The sequence below is a fragment of the Chengkuizengella axinellae genome, assembly GCF_030730905.1.
Classification (GTDB): Bacteria; Bacillota; Bacilli; order Paenibacillales; family KCTC-33759; genus Chengkuizengella; species Chengkuizengella axinellae.
In genome coordinates, this window is sequence record NZ_JAVAMP010000001.1 from 380,188 (window position 1) to 398,340 (window position 18,153).

14 protein-coding genes and 2 pseudogenes are annotated in these 18,153 nt (G+C 33.3%); 13 read left to right on the forward strand and 3 right to left on the reverse strand.

Annotated elements, in window-relative coordinates; all coding sequences use genetic code 11:
- The first annotated feature begins 47 nt into the window (after window positions 1-47).
- From Q5Y73_RS01900 to Q5Y73_RS01930, 7 genes and pseudogenes are all read left to right on the forward strand, one after another.
- Window positions 48-605, forward strand: coding sequence for an AAA family ATPase (locus Q5Y73_RS01900; RefSeq protein WP_305990155.1), 558 nt, complete (start codon window positions 48-50; stop codon window positions 603-605).
- Between the two features lie 646 nt (window positions 606-1,251).
- Complete coding sequence (locus Q5Y73_RS01905; RefSeq protein WP_305990156.1) at window positions 1,252-2,037, forward strand: stalk domain-containing protein; 786 nt, start codon at window positions 1,252-1,254, stop codon at window positions 2,035-2,037.
- An 87-nt stretch (window positions 2,038-2,124) separates the two neighbouring features.
- On the forward strand, window positions 2,125-2,376 hold the full coding sequence (locus Q5Y73_RS01910) for a hypothetical protein (protein ID WP_305990157.1): 252 nt from the start codon (window positions 2,125-2,127) through the stop codon (window positions 2,374-2,376).
- Window positions 2,376-2,576 carry a hypothetical protein gene (locus tag Q5Y73_RS01915; protein WP_305990158.1) on the forward strand — a complete coding sequence of 67 codons (201 nt, stop codon included), beginning with the start codon at window positions 2,376-2,378 and terminating at the stop codon, window positions 2,574-2,576. The genes Q5Y73_RS01910 and Q5Y73_RS01915 overlap by 1 nt, the downstream gene beginning before the upstream one ends.
- A 314-nt stretch (window positions 2,577-2,890) precedes the next feature.
- The gene (locus tag Q5Y73_RS01920; RefSeq protein ID WP_305990159.1) at window positions 2,891-3,691 is read left to right on the forward strand and encodes a GNAT family N-acetyltransferase; all 801 of its coding nucleotides are present in this window, start codon (window positions 2,891-2,893) and stop codon (window positions 3,689-3,691) included.
- A gap of 255 nt (window positions 3,692-3,946) precedes the next feature.
- Window positions 3,947-4,120: pseudogene (locus Q5Y73_RS01925) on the forward strand (NUDIX domain-containing protein); the annotation flags it as partial.
- 367 nt (window positions 4,121-4,487) lie between these two features.
- On the forward strand, window positions 4,488-5,126 hold the full coding sequence (locus Q5Y73_RS01930; protein WP_305990160.1) for a hypothetical protein: 639 nt from the start codon (window positions 4,488-4,490) through the stop codon (window positions 5,124-5,126).
- A gap of 207 nt (window positions 5,127-5,333) precedes the next feature.
- Here the strand turns inward: Q5Y73_RS01930 and Q5Y73_RS01935 are convergent, their stop codons facing one another.
- Both Q5Y73_RS01935 and Q5Y73_RS01940 read right to left on the reverse strand, forming a co-directional pair.
- On the reverse strand, window positions 5,334-5,945 hold the full coding sequence (locus Q5Y73_RS01935; protein ID WP_305990161.1) for a TetR/AcrR family transcriptional regulator: 612 nt from the start codon (window positions 5,943-5,945) through the stop codon (window positions 5,334-5,336).
- Between the two features lie 109 nt (window positions 5,946-6,054).
- A complete protein-coding gene (locus tag Q5Y73_RS01940) occupies window positions 6,055-6,540 on the reverse strand; it encodes a pyridoxamine 5'-phosphate oxidase family protein (protein WP_305990162.1) in 486 nt (161 codons plus the stop codon).
- A 498-nt stretch (window positions 6,541-7,038) separates the two neighbouring features.
- On the opposite strand from Q5Y73_RS01940, the pseudogene Q5Y73_RS01945 reads away from it, so the two are divergent.
- The 6 genes and pseudogenes from Q5Y73_RS01945 to Q5Y73_RS01970 all read left to right on the forward strand — a co-directional run.
- Window positions 7,039-7,342: pseudogene (locus Q5Y73_RS01945) on the forward strand (AraC family transcriptional regulator); the annotation flags it as partial.
- Window positions 7,343-7,631: 289 nt separating this feature from the next.
- On the forward strand, window positions 7,632-12,386 hold the full coding sequence (locus Q5Y73_RS01950; RefSeq protein WP_305990163.1) for a fibronectin type III domain-containing protein: 4,755 nt from the start codon (window positions 7,632-7,634) through the stop codon (window positions 12,384-12,386).
- Between the two features lie 196 nt (window positions 12,387-12,582).
- The gene (locus tag Q5Y73_RS01955; RefSeq protein ID WP_305990164.1) at window positions 12,583-13,455 is read left to right on the forward strand and encodes a helix-turn-helix transcriptional regulator; all 873 of its coding nucleotides are present in this window, start codon (window positions 12,583-12,585) and stop codon (window positions 13,453-13,455) included.
- 142 nt (window positions 13,456-13,597) lie between these two features.
- Window positions 13,598-14,560 carry a hypothetical protein gene (locus Q5Y73_RS01960; protein ID WP_305990165.1) on the forward strand — a complete coding sequence of 321 codons (963 nt, stop codon included), beginning with the start codon at window positions 13,598-13,600 and terminating at the stop codon, window positions 14,558-14,560.
- Between the two features lie 17 nt (window positions 14,561-14,577).
- Window positions 14,578-15,519 carry a hypothetical protein gene (locus Q5Y73_RS01965; protein ID WP_305990166.1) on the forward strand — a complete coding sequence of 314 codons (942 nt, stop codon included), beginning with the start codon at window positions 14,578-14,580 and terminating at the stop codon, window positions 15,517-15,519.
- A 147-nt stretch (window positions 15,520-15,666) separates the two neighbouring features.
- On the forward strand, window positions 15,667-16,596 hold the full coding sequence (locus Q5Y73_RS01970) for a GNAT family N-acetyltransferase (RefSeq protein ID WP_305990167.1): 930 nt from the start codon (window positions 15,667-15,669) through the stop codon (window positions 16,594-16,596).
- 106 nt (window positions 16,597-16,702) lie between these two features.
- Here the strand turns inward: Q5Y73_RS01970 and Q5Y73_RS01975 are convergent, their stop codons facing one another.
- A complete protein-coding gene (locus Q5Y73_RS01975; RefSeq protein WP_305990168.1) occupies window positions 16,703-18,130 on the reverse strand; it encodes a tryptophanase in 1,428 nt (475 codons plus the stop codon).
- Between the last annotated feature and the right edge of the window lie 23 nt (window positions 18,131-18,153).

Below are 18,153 nucleotides of genomic sequence, written 5' to 3' on the forward strand. Positions count from 1 at the left end.
AGGAATTATAAAAAAGTCAGAAGTAGTGAAAGGTAAAGGTGGAGTATATGAAATTAGTGATATTATTTGGTCCTCAAGCTGTAGGTAAGATGACTATAGGATATGAGTTGGAAAAAATAACAGATCTTAAATTGTTCCATAATCATATGACAATTGATCTTGTTCAACCTTTTTTTGATTTTGGAACGGAAGGATTTAATAAACTAGTAAATCTGTTTCGAAATGAAATGTTTAATGAATTTGCAAAAAGTGACCAAGATGGCATGATATTTACGTATGTTTGGGCTTTTAATTCACAAAATGATTGGGATTTTATCAACCAGGTTTGTTCTATTTTCGAATCAAATGGAGCTGAGATTTATTTTGTTGAGCTAGAAGCGGATATTGAAGAGAGACTAATTAGAAATACAACCCCATATCGACTTGAGAAAAAGCCAACAAAGAGAAATGTTGAACAGTCTGAAAATAATTTAAAAGTTACATATGAGAAGCATAGGTTGAATTCTAACGATGGTGAAATTACTAGGGAAAATTATATTAGAATTAACAATACGAATTTAAGTGCTCAAGAGGTGGCCTACATAATAAAAGAAAAGTTATTGTAATCACGATAAGGAGAGTGGAGATTCATTTATATAATATTGGAAATATAGTGTTGTCACTATAGACTTAATGTATATTTTCACCAAATGAACAACACCACTTTTAACCAAACCTAGTCCTTTGATTCAAAATAAGATAACTGAAAATTTTACATTTATGCATTGAGCTTAATTAAATATACAGATATAATTGTGCATTACTCCATTACAGTGCTCTTTAATGGGTTAATAAAAGCAGCCATTTCATATTGGAATGGCTGCTTTTACATCCAGCAAAAATTCTACATGTGGTGATTCCATGAACAAAAATTACATACTCAAAACCGATGCTGATTTTGATAATGGTATACATATAACAAAACATAATGTTAGCTGTAACAAGCACTAGACATTATTCTAAGCATTATATTTTATGGAGTGTACCTATTAATAAGTTTAAGAGCTTTTCATTCTATCGATCAATATCAAGCTAATAGAATTTCAACTGATCTTCAACATTTTGGCGCATTTCTCTAAAGAGAAGCGCCGATATCTTTATGATTTGGGTCATATTAAAATCCCCAAATAAGACCAATTCACACAACTTTTAAGGAATAATTTAGTATAAAAAGTAAAAACTTATATTTTTTAGAATGGAGTGGTGAATTTAATGAAAAGAAAGATAAGTTTTATTCTTAGTTTTTTATTACTTAGCATCTTTTGTATTAGTATAGGGATTCATGCAGAAACACAATATGAAAAGATTGAAGCTTACTTGAACAAATCAATTACCTTTGTAATCGATGAAAAAACTTGGGTACCAATCTTTGATGGGAAAGAAGTTTATCCTATTACTTATAATAATACAACTTATTTACCTTTACGATCAGTTAGTGAAGAACTAGATGTTAACATACGTTGGGTAAATGAAACCGATGAAATTCAACTTAACACTACTAGAGAAAGGCCAGATAAAATTCTTACAAAAGAGGAAGTAGAAATTCTTCTTAATTCAGTTGAAAAGCCTGAATTACTGTCTTTGGAATTATTACATAGTGAAGAGAAAGATCGTATCATCAAATGGTTTGCTAAATTGGATCGTTGGAAGTTTGAAATTTTTAAACCATTACATCCAATTGATTATTCTAATATTGATTTGGATGCTAAAGATTCAATTATTAGTGTTTTAAATCAGTATTACACCAAAAAAATAGCAGAAGAAATATTTAATAGCAGATATAAAAGAGAGGATAATTATTATTGGGCACCTCCTTCGCATACTATAATTGAGCTTGAACTTTTAACAACTAATCTAGAAGTTGAACTTCTTAGTGGGACTTATTACTATGATTTGTTTATTAGTGGAATATCAACTGAACCTGATTATGAGTTTAGTGAAAAAAGATCTTATACTATAGATAAAAACTTCTTAATTCATGATGTTATTAGATTCTAAATCATTGCTATTAAATTAAAGGGTAATGAATATTCGTCGTTAATCTTGTGAAAAGATATCCTTCAAATAACGAGTAGAGGATTAAGTATGAGAAAATTAACTATTGTAATTACTATCTTAGCTTTATTAATTGGATGTAATCATAAAGAATCTATTGAATCAACTGAGTCAGTTAATGCAAACAAAAAAGATGATATATATATGTCTATAAAGGAAAACGAAATTGTAGTTGATAAACAAATTGATAAAGATGTTATTCAATTAATAGATGAATATATAAATGCAATTAATCAAAAAGATTTAGAAGTGTTAAAAAAATGTATGTTGATGTTAATCTAATGAATTATGATAATACTGGAATGTTAATTAAACAGAATGATTCATATGTTTTTGTAGGAGCTATCAATCCACATTTAGATCCAAATGACCTTTTACTAGTTAATGTATTTATGAAAAACATTGAAAAGCAAGAAATTGAAACGATAGGAATTTATTTCGACCAATCAACTCCTGAATGGAAAATACATTTAGTTGATTAGAGTTCAAAATTATAACTTCTAAATTCACAAACTTTTTGAATCTCCACACTCTGGCGCTTTTCTCTAATAAGAGAAGCGCCTTTTGATAAGTATCCAAACCATATTTACTTATGGTAATAGGTATCCTATTATTTAAATTAAAAAGTAATACAGTTGTGTAAAAAAGTTGAAATTACGATCGATATACATTTTGTTTCAATGAACATTGGAATCTGAATGATAAAAATCAATCTTCCAAAAACATACTATTTAAAGTAAAATATAGGAATATTCTTTTTGGTTAGAATCTTCTAACCTTACTGGGGGAGAGCATAATGATTAGAAGATTAACAGTTAAAGACCATGGTCAGTGTTTCAAACTCCTAAAGGAACAACCAGCTGAAAACTTATTTATTCTCGGTGATATTGAGGCCTATGGATATGAAGAGGATTTTCAAAAGCTTTGGGGTGATTTTAGCGATAATGGAGAGTTAATTGCTGTTCTATTAAAATACCAAGAAAACTATATTCCTTATGCCAAAGGGGATTTTAATGCTAAAGGTTTTGCTGAAATTATGTTGAGTGACCCAGATTTTTCTATGTTGTCTGGTTTAATAGACGTGACAGAAAAGCTAGAACCTTACTTGAGTCATCGTTTAAAAAGAAAAAGAGAGACATATTATGCTAAATGTACAAAAATGATTCCAGTTACAACTGATGTAGATACTTCTATAGTAGAACAAGCAGTTCCTGAGGATGCAGAAGAGCTTATTCAATTACTAAATTCTATTCCTGAATTTAGTGAATCTACCATTACTGTTGAACGTAAGCGTCGTGGATTAGAAGAAGGTGTTTCCCGTTCGTTCTTTATCAAGGAAGATGGACGAATGGTATCCACGGCATCCACAGCAGCAGAAAACTCTCTGTCAGCAATGGTAGTAGGTGTAGCAACCTTAGCTGCATATAAGAAAAAAGGATACGCAACACAGTGCATGGTAAAGCTTTGCAATCAATTGCTAGAGGAAGAGAAAGAATTATGCTTGTTTTATGATAATCCGAGTGCGGGAGTTCTTTATAAGCGAATTGGATTTGAAGATATTGGGTTTTGGATGATGTATTCATTTAGTAAGAATTAATGTGCAAACACTTTAGCTGAAAAGGGAAAAAGTAGAATTTGTTATTCCATTAAAAGTTTTTTGAATTATTGAGGATTTGGATTACTTCTAAATTAAGCTTTCAACAAAATGGCGCAATCCTTGAAGAAGGGCGGCTTTTCAATTTAAGGGCTTCATGGAATAAGTGATTGTCTTATTTGTTTAAGTTCGAATAATTAGCTAAGTAAAAGGGCGTTTTAGTTTGGTCAGTTATAAATAACATTGGGAGAATTACATATGAGAAATAGAGGTTCAGTAGTTTTGATTGAAGATAATAAAGTTGGACTTATTAAAAGAGTTCGAGAAGATTCAGTTTATTATGTATTTCCTGGTGGTGGAATAGAAGAAGGAGAGACACCTGAAGAAGGAGCCAAAAGGGAAGTATTAGAGGAATTAGGTGTTCATATTAAATTCGCATTTTCGAGGTGTGCCCCTAGTCTACTTTATAACACTACCAACTATATTAATTTTAGTTTATATTCTCAATAAAAGGCAATAAATTCCATTCTATAGTTTATTGCAACAATTCCAACTAGTATCCCGTTTCGTATATATTGGGAAAATAGTTATTACAACCATTATGTTACTACGTTATACGCTGCCTATGACTCAATATATATTGAGCCAGGCACACCAGCCAAAACATTTTTATATCAAAATGATGGGCGTAATGCCCCCCCCCTGAAGAGGTTGCGTGGGGTCTTGAAAACTACGCTTTTCCGATATACCCAGGATATTTGGATAAAACTCAAATAGGAGAGAAATGAGGATGGTAACTATGAATAAAAAAACAATATTATCTGGTGTTGCCGCTTTGAGTATTGTTATATCAGGATATATTTATGCAGAAAACAATGTAATTCAAGCTTCAAAGGAAACTAATAGTATTACAACGGATCAAACTGCTACAAAATCAGAAGATTATGATTATACAACAGCTGAATTTATACGAGAAGGAAGAGGCTATAATATATCTTGGAGTTTTGATCAGCTCTCTGAAAACGTTGATTTAATCGTTGAAGTAATTCCAACTGGAGACAGAAATCACATTTATGATACTGACGTATTTGGTGGTGTAGGTATAGGAATAACTGAAACGAATGTTAATGTATCAAACGTGATAAAAGGAGACGAATCACTAGAAAACACAAAAATTACTGTAAATGAAAATTATTATTCTCGAGATAACGGTAAAACATTTACAACTAGTGATGATTATACACCTCTTAGAAATGGCGGGAAATATATCTTATTCTTAGTAAAAGAAGCATCAAATGAAACGTATAGTATTTGGGCATTACAACAAGGGAAATATAATATGGATAATACAGACCCATCAGAAGAAGAAGTAGAAAAAAGGAATCAACATTATAAAGAACTTAAAGATCAAGTGAAAAACAAATACAAAGAAAGCTAAGGGAATTTATATTGAAATTTCTATTAAAGTTTATTATTTAAGGACTCCCCTGATTTTATAGAAGTCCTTTTTTTATACAACCTGATCTTTTCAAAATATATAATCCCTTTCCACTTCTAAATACACATAAAATTTTCCCTAGAAAAGAAGGGGATGTCAAAGATACATGTCTGTGTCAAACATCCCTTTTTATGCTTCATATCATTACTATTTATACAGTCCACCAGTATAGATGGATGCTATATTATGTACTATTTCTCTGATTGAAGGGGGGTTATTGTCCTTCACAATTTCCCACAAATACACTTCATTTGCATGGAACCAAGCACGAGCAACGATAGAGCAATTAACATCATTTCGAGCGAGCTCGTTTTTCTGTGCATAAGCTATGTCTTCTCCGATACGGTTAATAAACTGCTCACGAATTTCAGTCCATTTTGTTCTTACGTTGTCTGATAATCGTATCGCTTCTTCGATCACCTGCATCATTAATTTCTCTTTGATAGCCATATCCAAAAAAAGAATGCTTTGCTGTTCAATTAGAGTGTAAGCTTCCTCTTTAGATTTTGGTTCATAGGTCATATTGGCTATTTCATAAAATTTCGCCATAACATCTTCCATTAGTTCAATTAAAATATCATCTTTATTTTTAAAGTACACATAAGCTGTACCATAACCTGTTTCTGCTTTTTTTATAATTTGTGATATGGTCGTTTTTTGAAAACCGTACTCGATAAATGTTTCTCTTCCTGCATTTAATAATTTTTCTCTAGTTTGAGCAGATTGTATTTTCCTTTTAGATAATTTTTTCGTTTCCATTTGAATTCATCCTTTAAAGTAATGTATGAGGCATATAACATAAACTCCAACTAGAGGAGTCGACGACGAATCCTTTATGTAAATCTGGAGGTCTATTTGTTAGACAGAATCAAACTTGGTATTTTGCTTTGGAAAGATCATCTAATTGGTTTCGATCCTTTACATATTCCATGAATGGCACACCCCAACCACAGCTAGATTGCACAGATTTAATATTTATTAAAAACAACTGTCTGACAATTCGTAAATCATATGTTGGAAAATGTTTGCTTAGTAATAATTTGAAGTCCTCTGATTCTTTTCCTATTACTACTCCCCGTCCATATACCCTTAATATTAAAGGTTTTTTCTCAAAACTGCACCACATCACAGTAATTTTTTCATTTTGATTAATATGTATTGCCGTTTCATTCCCACTTCCATTATAGTCCAAATAGATCAAAGAATTAGAATCTAATATTTTAATTGTATCATAACCCTTTGGAGACACATTAATTTCACCCTCTTGTGATGGAGCTGTTCCTACAAAAAACATGTTTTGATTTTGAATAAAATCAATATGATGACTATTTAATTCATCAAAAAAACTTCCCATCAAAAATCCTCTCCTTTGTGAACTTGTTGTTTATTGACGAGCTCTTCTAACATAAATATAGAATACAAATGCAACAATAATCTCAATGACAACCATAAATTGGGACATTCAAGTAAAAAAACTCTTGAGTATGTATATGTTACAGAAAAAAGTTAAGTCAATATGATCAGTACTTCTTAAATTATGCTAAGGCTTTAGACAGTTGTGATTGATCTAATACCCTTAATAAAATTATAAAAGATAAATGATTATATTGTCTAACACAACGTTATTTTTCATGAAAGTTCTGATCATCAATAGTAAGGTGCACTTCTTGGAGTGTGTTTTTTATTACATCGCCTTAAGCACGCTAATCGGCGAATTTTATTTACGACCATTTAAAGGAATAAGCTATTGTACACTACGAGTAAATTTGAATTAATCTGTGATAAAATAAAGAGTAATTTCCTTGAAATTGTTTCCATTTAATACAAGGAGATACCGAAATGGATTACAGAAGTAAAAACAAGCAGGGCATTTAAAAAAATTCCAACGCTTTGGAACAATGCGAAAAAATGAAGGGTTTATGCAAGAACTAATTAATATGTCTTGGGAAAATCCAAAATGCACACTTGAAGGACTTTTGGGTGTTTCTGGAAAATAAGCTGACATAACAGAAGAAGAATTCGCTTATTTTATGGGGATGCGATATGATGATAATCCTCTAAGTGATATGGAAACTCTAATTATTCCTCCATTCTCAAATCTAGAAACCATTTTGATCAACCTTTATTTCAAAATGGTTTCTTTTTGTTCGCAATGAATTACTACAAATGTTCTCAAAAAACTCCGATAACTATTGTAAAATATTACAAAACGAAGTATAATATTGTTATTGGTAACTAACTATAATACGAGATTTAGTTGTTATAATCCCCTCATGATTAAATAGGTTTGCAAAGTTCTTCATAGATTCAAAGTTTAATCATTTTATAACAACGAATCTCTTAACATACATATTTTTTTAATGTGAGGTGGTATATAAATAAATATATGAAAACGCATACAAAAATAAAATAGATTTAACAATGATCTAATTGGGAGGTTATATCATGCATAAATTTTTAAAAGTAGCAAACATGAATAGAAAAAGATTAATAAGTGTATTTAGTATATTTGCAATATTATTTAGTATTTTTCCCTTTTATACTAATGGAAATGAAATTATTCAATATGATGATTATACTCAGGTTATTATTTTTGAACCAGCACCAGTTGATGCAGCAAGGTTAGAGGAGCTTATTCCTTTAGATGCTTATGAATCTGGTTTACCTCCAATAGTATCAGATAATAGGATTGTGGAAGGAGATTTACCCGATTATTTACCTTTAGAAATCCCCAATGTTCAGCTCAATTTTTCAATCATGAGTAATATTTTTTTAAATACAGAAGAACAATTAGGTGGAAGTGAAAATCCTGTATTGGCTTATATAGTGGATGATTTCATATATTCACCAGATACAAGTTATATTATTCAAGGGGAAGACTCTGAACTTCCCAACTATGAAAAACCTGGCGATGATGATTTTACATATTATGATGATGCAAATATGCCGAAAGCAGCAGTAAATAGCAACGGGACTGTAGTTGAGATTCATAGAGCAAAAAACAAAGACGACTTATATTGGAATTTAGGAAAAATACAGGGTGATACAGTAGATTGGTATACTTGGAACGGAGATAAAGGTAGGGCCCAAGGGGTGAAATATGATACAGGCTCAAGACCAGATGTAGTGTTTCTTAATGATGATACTTTCCTAGAAGTCCATCACGATTATGTTTTTGGAGCAGGGAATAAACTGTACTATAGCATAGGAAAGGTAGACGGTGAGGATATTGATTGGATTTTAAAAGGAAAAAAACTGAATGTTGAAGGAGAAAGACCTTCTATAGCCGTTGATGACTCAGGAAAAATTGTAGTGTTTTTTTCGGATGAAAATACGTTTGGTAGAGATGTTATCAAATATAATGTTGGGAAATTGAACAATGCGGGCAACGATATAAATTGGCTTCAAAAGAATAAATCAACGAATCAGCAGGGGAAAAATGTCTCCGTTACAATGACTCCAGACGGCACGATCATTGAAGCACATAACGATCTGTCTGAAACCGATTTACATTATAGTATAGGTTACCTCACCGATGATAACCTCATGTATTGGGATTTAAAAGGAAAAAAATATGATACTGGAAAGTATCCCTCAGTTGCAGTTACTAGCGACGGGACAGTCATTGAAACTCATAGAGGAAAAAATGATAAAGATGTATATACGAAAGTAGGAAAGTTAAAAGGTTCAAAAATTGAAGGATTTACAAATGGAAGTAAATTTTATAGATCAGGTCGACAACCATTCATCACATTAATAGACGATGGACGTATGCTTCAATTACATAAGCATGCTAGTAAAAACAAAGCCTATTATGCGATTAATAGTTTAACTACGGATACAGGAAGTGTAACCGTATTGATTGATGCAGAATCAAAAATAGCAGAAGGTTCTAAGCTACAATTAAATTCACAGTGGAGGTTAATAAGTGATCAGCTTTATAGTGACGGTGAGGGAACAACGATTGGTTGGTCAGAAGCGGTTTGGCAAGGTATTGAAGAACAAGAGTCGTATCAATTTGCTAAATCTACAGGTGTGACTTGGACGGTTGGGGGCGAAATTAGTTTTGGGAAAAAGTTAGCAGATGTGTTCGGATTAGGTTCATTAAGTGCTTCATTTAGTCGTGCTTGGAGTGATGAGCTTACAGAAACTTTTGGGAATTCGATTACAATATCTGAAAGATACATTAAAAACCATGACTATAAACCTGAACCTGGTATACCAAGTGTTGGAGGTGTGTATCAATTAAATAGAAAGTTCACCATTATTCCTGAGCAAAATTTACAATTGCTTATTGATGCTCTAGAAAGTAATGCAGGTGTCGATCTAAGTAATGACGCTGCTTATGTGAATCCAACATTTACATACGTAGACTCAGCATTGAAAGGGATCGTAAGAAGAATGCCAGACCCTTTTAGACCCGCTGGAACTGATTATGAATTGTTTGTACCATGGGGTGTCACATTAACGCCTATGCCAGAGGAGAGTTTAATGGAAATCTCTTGGGAACCGATTGAAGATGAGAATGTGATTGGATACGCTGTTTATCGAGATGGGAAATATATCGGTATGACAAGTAATGTTGAAGATACAACATTTATTGATGGAAGTATTGTGCCGGGAAGAGAATATACGTATTCTGTTGTATCATATACTTCAAAACTATTGTATCCAGGCTCACCAGAACAAGGGGTATATGTATCTCAACCATCCCAAGCTATAACAGGAGTCATTCCAGTTAATCCTGTGGATTTAGAAATGATTTCATCATCACCTCATACTTTCTCCATTGTAGATGAGGGTCAATATCACATAAATACTTATTACAAGGTCTATTTTGAAGATGGGAAGGAAAATCAAGAAACTTTTGAAGTATATGACAATGAATTTGAAGATACAAGGGCTCTAACAGGAACAGGTACCTATAGTGTATCCAAGGTGGCGATAGATGGAGAGCATGAATATGAATCAGAGCCTAGCAGTAATTATTCCGTCCCAAGAGAGAATGGAGTTTATCTATTCGAGGATACGGATTATGGAGGAGAATGGGTTAGGTTAGATGAAGGGGAGTACCCGTACCTTCCTGATGTAGGATTTGAAGATGATGTTTTATCTTCAGTAAAGGTGATCGGTGACTATAGGGTAAGATTATATCCTGATCGAGATTTTGGAGATGTTGATCATGCTAGAATGCTCTTTGGAAACGATAAGAACCTTGGCAATGATATGGGGGATAATGTAGTTTCATCTGTAAAAGTGGACAGAGCCGATGAAGGCGTATATTTTTTCAGAGAAGAACAGTATATGGGGAAATATAAATTTTACGCAGAAGGGGAATATCAAGACCTTCCTACTTCTACCTATTCTTCTATTAGGGTGATGGGAGACTATGCAGCAGAAGTGTTTGAAAATACGAATTTTGAAGGTCAAAGTACGACCATTTTCTATAGAGATCAGACTTTAAGTGATGAACAATTTGATGGAGGTGCTTCATTAGATAACACGATTGATTCATTAAAGGTAAGAAAACTCGAAGAAGGTGTATATCTTTTTGAAGAGCCTGATTATAAGGGAGATTGGATTAAGTTAGACATAGGAGATTATAGATCGCTAGATTCAATCGGGATCACATACAGAGCTTTAACTTCTATTAAAATTGTCGGTGATTATGAAGTCTCCCTATATAAGTATGAAAATTTCAATCATGATATTGGTCAAACGTATTTAACAAGTAATCCACATCTAGGAGAAGAAAATAAAGTGATCAGGGAGGATGGCAGTTTAGTAAACGAGCTTGATAGTACATTTAACTCAGCTAAGATAAAACCATTAGATGAGGGCGTTTATCTATTTAGATATAGTAATTCGCAATCTGGTGAATGGGTTGAATTAGGAGAAGGGGAATATCCAGTTCTATCAGATATCACTTTAACGAATGGATTTCACTATGAGGCTTTTAACAATATATCAGATTCAGATGCAGAAGAGATAGGACTATATACAACAATAGATGGAGATAACAGGTTATCTTCTATAAAAATTGTTGGAGATTACACAGCTACATTATATGAACATGACAACTTTGAAGGTGTATCACAAACATTTACTGAAAATGATACTTATTTTACGGATGATCTAATTTCTAACGATACAACATCATCTGTTTTAATCATCCAAGGAGAAGATGAACAACAAAACGAGAACCCAGTTGTAGAAGAGGATAATCAACCAGCTATAGAAGAAGAGGTTGTAGATGAGTCTTCTGATGAAGAAAACAGTATGCCAGATACAGAAGAGGTTGTTGATAACTCAGATGATTCAAACTTAGAGTCTGATTTAAATCTGATTCAATCACCTAATGACTTTTTAAATTGGAATGTGCAGAATGGATTAATTGTTGAAGAAACACAAATAAGTAATCCTTTTGGAGAAGGCACTGTTCAAAATTTAATACCTCAAGAAGTCAATAAAGGTGTACAGCAAACGATGGATGTGAATCCTGAAGGGAAATTATTTTCCTTTGGAATATGGTTAAAAGCAGATCAGGATCATGAAGCCCAGCTAAAAATACAAAATAGAGATAATAGTGACTCCAGAGCTACAAAAGTGGAGGTAACAACAAACTGGCAGTATTATAAAATCACATTGGATGAACCATTAGATCTAAGTCAAGATGGGGATGAAGGTGTTACTGTAGTGTTATGGCCAGGTGCTTACAATGGAACAACGGATAGTGTTTATGCTTGGGGTGCTAGTTTATCAGAAATGAACTTGATACAATCACCTAATGACTTTTTGGATTGGAAGGTCAACAATGGTTTAGTTGTTGAAGAAACTGATGTAAATGCACCATTTGGGGAAGAAACGGTACAGAAATTAATACAACACGAGCTTAATAAAGCAGTACAACAAACGGTAGAAGTAAGTCCAGAAGGTAAAATATACACTTTTGGGGTCTGGTTGAAAGCAGATCAAAACCATGAAGCCCAAATCAAAATACAGAATAGAGATAATAGTGATTCCATAGCTGAAAAAGTAGATATAACAACGGAATGGCAGTATTATAAAATCACATTGGATGAACCATTAGATCTAAGTCAAAATGGTGATCAAGGTGTGACCGTCGTATTATGGCCCGGTACTTACAATGGAACGATAGAAAGTGTATATGCATGGGGTGCGGTCCTTGTAGAAATGTAACATAAGAACTCACACATAAAAGCAACATTCTCATCGTTACTATATAATAAAAGAGGCGTTCATTAGTTCTTTTCGGGAACTTGAACTGCCTCTTTTACATTTTGTACATGAAGTATAATAGAATGAAAAAGAGTATGAAGGAGATGATTTTCTGAGCAATCACCATCGGATCATCTGGTTTGATCAACGAGTCAGGTTGAACAAATATCCGAACAGCAAGTCTTTAGCAGAAAAGTTTGAGATTTCTACTAGACAAGCACACAGAGATATTGAATATATGACTTCATCTATGAGAGCGCCTTTGAGATATGTAGCAAAACATAGAGGATACGAATATACAGATGATACATATATTTTACCAAATATTTATTTAACAGAAGAGGAGCGGGAAGTACTCCAATTTCTATCTTATAGATATGAGCAGGTAAATATAAGTAATACAGGGAAAAATGTAAGCAGACTATCTCATCTTTTCAGACAATTAAGTGGTATCCAAAGTGAACCCGAGCAATCAATTGAACGACTGCCAATGTTTGAATATAACTCTGTGCTTCTTCAAATGTTAAGCATTCTTACAACTGCTATAAAAGAGAAGAAGATGGTTGAACTGATCCTTCAAGATGGGAATAGAATTGAAACTGTTGTTGGTTATCCAACTCGTCTTATGTATCGGTATGGTGAAGACTATCTTTTCATGAATGTTTCAGTTGAAAAGGAAAAACAATTCCCTTTAAAAAACATTAGTAAGGTTCATGTTAGACAAGAAAATGAACAAGATATACCTGGTTTAACGGGAGAAATTCAGAATCGAGTTATAGGTAATAATCATTCTATTCAACGTAAACCATTCCTAGCACGGATCAAACTAAAAGAACAATTAAAGGAAGAGTCATGGTATGGATTTCATGCAAAGAAAGTGGATGAAAATCATGTTTATGAGATTCAATTTTTTGATCATGATGCATTCCTATCTTTGTTATTTGAAAAAGAATGGAAATCTATTGAATCCCCAAGATGGTTGAAGGAGCAGCTTCAACAAAGGTGCAGCAATATCTTAAAAAAATTATAAAAAGAATCTTGCTTTCGGTTAGAGTTTTTAGTGGTATGACATTTTGTGTCATACCACTAATTGTATGATAAAGAGAATCTTGCTTTCAGTGGGGATTTTTATAATTTCAACTGAAAGTTAAATAAAAAGGAGGGGGGTTGAAATGAAAAAAGCTGTTTCCAACATAAAGTTGATACGGGAATCTAAATCCTTTATCGACTGTTTACATGCGGTGCTCTTAGCAGCAAATTTATATAAGGAACCCAAATATATGTTATCTGGTAAATCAGGCATGGCTTTTAAATTTTGCGTTCATCGTGAATTATTGCCCTTATCTGTTACATCCTATGGGCAATGGGAAGCAGAACATCATGAGGGCATGGAGAATGTGGGCATTCTATCTAATTCATTTGCTGGGTATACTAGACATCCTACATTTCCTTTGTACCAAGAAGCTGCTATTTTTAAAATCAAACAATCAATAGATAAGGGCATTGCGGTTATTTTTTGGGAGCCGGAATTTTGTGTGATCCACGGTTATGATGATGAGGAACAAATCTTCTTTTATACAAATGGATTGGATGAAGAGGAAAAGGTTGTTCTTTATGATAACTTCGGTTTGAATATTACACCATTTTGGTATGTACATATCGTTACGGGGAAAGCAGATGTGAGCGATAGAGAAGCTATCCAAATGTCACTTCAAACAGCAATTATGGAGTGGGAAACTTCTCATAAAACACCTCCTGATACTAGTATAGCTTCTGGAAGACTAGGTATTCAATATTGGATTAATGCACTTGAATGTGGAAAGTTTGATCAAAGGGGAGCTGCATATATTCTTTCGGCTGCCATACAGTCTAAGTGTGAGATTACTTCCTATATGAACGAAGTTCAAGGGATGATACCTCAAGTATCTTCTGCATGTAAAATATACTTGAAATTAAGCTCTTTGTATGAGGAATTTAGAAGATTGAAGCATGATGATACCTTTGAATTAATTAGAGGTCTTAAAGAAGCGATGAATATGGAGGAGAAAGCGATTAAAGAACTAAAAAAGGTGACCTCTACTTTTCCAAATTCATATCCTTGGGTCCCAAGGTGGGGAACAGGTCCGACAAGATGAGAGAGGATGAGAATAACATGATCTTGAAATCACAATATGTGGACGCTTTATATGAATCTTTGACAAAATCGAACTTATTCTCAGGTTCAAAATCTCTGCTTGCTGGAATGACTACTAATTCCTTTCGCTTTCAAGTAGATCAGAGAATTTCTTCAGAAGGTATATTTGTATACAATTGGAGTTCTGAGCATTGGCTTTCTTGTGATTTTTTAGGCATATATAATCGAGTTGGATGCTGGTATGCAGATCAGCCATTATTTCCACATTATAGAGATTATATGTGCCAGTTAATACTAGACTCATTAGAAAAAGGATATTACCCTGTGATATGGAATGGGGAGTTTGTTTCTGTTGTAGCTTACGACAAACTATCTCAAACGTTTATATGTAAGTGGCATGAAGATAAAATTTATATTAAAAAAAATGATTTTGGGTTAAAGGGTTATCCTTATTGGTTTGTTCAATTTTTTGGTAAGAGGTTAGAGATGGTGTCCTCAGATATTTATAAAGAATCACTTGTTCAAGCTACGTATAAGTGGGAATCGCACGAAAGTATTCTTCCGTATAATGAATATGGATGTGGGAAGAGAGCTTATGATTTTCTTGCAAATGCTTTTATAAATAAGGATTATGACTTTGAAGGCGCTGCAGAGGTACTATTTTGGTTATCAAGGATTAAAAAAGAGATCTTACAATACTTAATTGAACTACAAGTAGATTGGAATGAACTACAAAACATAGTGAAATTATATGAGCAAATAACAAATATATTAAATGGTGCGACTAAAAATTATATAGTAAATGTAGATAAGACAGTTCTGATACCTGAAGATAATGCTTCTGAAATGGCTGGAATGATGATGGGGATTAAGGAGTTAGAGCAAACAGCAATGGATGAAATGAAAATGATACTTCGTGAAGTGTTTCATTATAGAAACGATCAAATAGGACTGCGTTAGGAGGAAAGTCAATTGTCAAAAAAGAATTCAATTACTTTATTCTGCTGTGAAAAACGGCGATACCTTGACGGTATGTAAAAAATGTAAAAATACATGATAAGAAAAAGTTGAAAGTAGAATATAATTTGAAAAGGGGTTAATTAAATAGTGCTAGTGACAGAAAAATATGAAATTAGAAATTATACACATGAAGATGCAGAACAAATTGGACATTTTAATAAAATTTTAGAGTTATCATATCTTTATAATAAAGACTTTACAGTAGATAATATATATTGTGTAGTAAACGAAATTAATGAAATTTGTGGTGTTGGCCATTTAGAAGCAGATCAATCATGGGGGTTAATAGATAAAGTAGAAAATAACTTCACTGAGGATACTCGTGTTTATTCTTTGATATTAAACATGTCATTCAATGACACCCTCACTTATCCACTTGAATTAAAAGACAGACTTATAAAAACATTGATAGAAAGAGCGTATGTTTTAAGAAAACAATATCCTAATAGAAAAGTTTCTCTTAAACATTATATTTCATCGGATAATAGTGAAGAAATGGATTATTATCTGTCAAAAGGTTTTGTTTCCGAAAAGAATCATATGATTATGGAACGAGATCTTAATGAAAAGATCCCTTATTTCCCTTTGCCCGATCAAATTAAAATAAAGAATTGGGAAATGGAAACAATTGCTGAACAACAGCAGTATCTTAAAGCAGAAGCTGAAGGAGATTTGGATGGGTTAGCATGGAGTATTCACCGTTTGCAATGGTTCAAAGGGGGACCAGAATGGGATACTTTTACTGCTTTTGATGGGGATAAGGTAGTAGGAAGTGTAATGACTTGGGGTATAGGAGAAAACGGTGCGGCTACAGAAAGCATTTTTGTGCTCCCTAGTTGGAGAAGGAGGGGAATTGCAAAAGCTGTAGTTACACAGGCGCTAAAATTCCTTAAAGAAAAAGGAAAAGAAACGGCTACGCTTTGTGTATTAGGTCACAATAAGAATGCAATTGCTTTATATCAATCATTAGGTTACAAAGTGAAATATATTAATGTGGAATTTGAACTCCAAATATAACAATATTTTATGTATAATTTAATGAGTTGCTTGGACTCTTATCTATGAGGTGGAATGTAAAAAAGAATAAAAAAGAGCGCTTGTGACGCTTTGCGCTCTTTATACCTTAAACCTGTGTAGTTGGAGATTGATTAACATGTTTCAAGGATGTCGTTTCTATTAGTTTAAAACGAGAGGTGAAATGTCTTAAAATTTTTGCTTCATAAGTAAAAGCGACACCCTGAATTTGCTCTCTGTTTTGAAACAAATCTATTAATCCGTCAGCAATATATCTAATATGGTTATCTGTATATACCCTTCTAGGAATGGTTAATCTTAACAATTCAAGTGGCGATAAGCCATCTTCATTTGTTTTCGCATCTCTTCCGAATAAAAGAGAACCGATTTCAACACTTCGTATTCCACTTTCAATATAGAGCTGGACTGCAAGTGCATGAGCTGGATATTGATGTTTTGGAATGTGCGGCAAAAACTTTTGTGCATCTATAAATACAGCGTGACCTCCGATAGGTTCCTGTGTTGGGATACCTTTATTTTTTAGTAAGTTTCCAAGCATTTGAACTTGGTGAATACGATGCTCAAGGTAATCGAGCTCTACTACTTCATGTAAACCTATAGAAAGGGCTTCCATGTCTCTTCCAGCCAATCCTCCATAGGTTGGAAATCCCTCAAGAGGTACAATTAGAGACCTGCACTGTTCAAATAATTCCTTATCTTTATGAATGGCAAGTAGGCCTCCAATATTCACAAGCCCATCTTTTTTTGCACTCATCGTTAGTCCATCTCCGTAAGAGAACATCTCACGTATGATCTCATGAATGGATTTATGTTCATATCCTGGTTCTCGTTTTTTTATAAAATAAGCATTTTCTGCAAATCTTGCTGCATCAAAAAAGACAGGGATATTGTTGGCTTTTCCAATCTTAGAAACTTCCCTTATGTTGTGCATAGAAACAGGCTGACCACCGGCACTATTACAAGTCACAGTGATTAAAATAAACGCTATCTCTTCTTTTCCATGTTTTTTAATATAAAATTCTAATTTGTCTAGATCAAAATTTCCTTTAAATGGGTGGTAGAGCGAAGTATCATATGCTTCATCTATAACTAGATTTACTGCTTTTGCATGATTAAGCTCGATGTGTGCTTTTGTTGTGTCAAAGTGCATATTGCCTAGCACTGCCTGCCCTTTTTTTTGAACCAATTGCGGAAAAAGCACTTGCTCAGCTCCCCGCCCTTGATGAGTAGGTATTACAAATTGATAACCAGTAAGCTCTTGTACGGTTTGTTCAAGATGATAGAAGTTTTTGCTGCCAGCGTAGGATTCATCGCCTAACATTAGACCTGCCCACTGTCTATCACTCATTGCACCTGTACCGCTGTCCGTCAACAGATCAATGTACACATCTTCACTTCTTAATAAAAAAGGATTATATCCTGCTTGCTCCATTTTTTTGATTCGTTCTTCTTTAGAAATAAGGCGGATCGGCTCCACCATTTTGATTTTATAAGGCTCAGGAGAATAACTACTCATAATATTAATCCCTCCCAATATAG

What these genes read in the sequence shown, in the direction of transcription:
- Q5Y73_RS01900 (WP_305990155.1), top strand. Translation starts at nt 48, where the DNA reads ATGAAATTAGTGATATTATTTGGTCCTCAAGCTGTAGGTAAGATGACT.
- Q5Y73_RS01905 (WP_305990156.1), top strand. Translation starts at nt 1,252, where the DNA reads ATGAAAAGAAAGATAAGTTTTATTCTTAGTTTTTTATTACTTAGCATC.
- Q5Y73_RS01910 (WP_305990157.1), top strand. Translation starts at nt 2,125, where the DNA reads ATGAGAAAATTAACTATTGTAATTACTATCTTAGCTTTATTAATTGGA.
- Q5Y73_RS01915 (WP_305990158.1), top strand. Translation starts at nt 2,376, where the DNA reads ATGAATTATGATAATACTGGAATGTTAATTAAACAGAATGATTCATAT.
- Q5Y73_RS01920 (WP_305990159.1), top strand. Translation starts at nt 2,891, where the DNA reads ATGATTAGAAGATTAACAGTTAAAGACCATGGTCAGTGTTTCAAACTC.
- Q5Y73_RS01930 (WP_305990160.1), top strand. Translation starts at nt 4,488, where the DNA reads ATGAATAAAAAAACAATATTATCTGGTGTTGCCGCTTTGAGTATTGTT.
- Q5Y73_RS01935 (WP_305990161.1), bottom strand. Translation starts at nt 5,945, where the DNA reads ATGGAAACGAAAAAATTATCTAAAAGGAAAATACAATCTGCTCAAACT.
- Q5Y73_RS01940 (WP_305990162.1), bottom strand. Translation starts at nt 6,540, where the DNA reads ATGGGAAGTTTTTTTGATGAATTAAATAGTCATCATATTGATTTTATT.
- Q5Y73_RS01950 (WP_305990163.1), top strand. Translation starts at nt 7,632, where the DNA reads ATGCATAAATTTTTAAAAGTAGCAAACATGAATAGAAAAAGATTAATA.
- Q5Y73_RS01960 (WP_305990165.1), top strand. Translation starts at nt 13,598, where the DNA reads ATGAAAAAAGCTGTTTCCAACATAAAGTTGATACGGGAATCTAAATCC.
- Q5Y73_RS01965 (WP_305990166.1), top strand. Translation starts at nt 14,578, where the DNA reads ATGATCTTGAAATCACAATATGTGGACGCTTTATATGAATCTTTGACA.
- Q5Y73_RS01975 (WP_305990168.1), bottom strand. Translation starts at nt 18,130, where the DNA reads ATGAGTAGTTATTCTCCTGAGCCTTATAAAATCAAAATGGTGGAGCCG.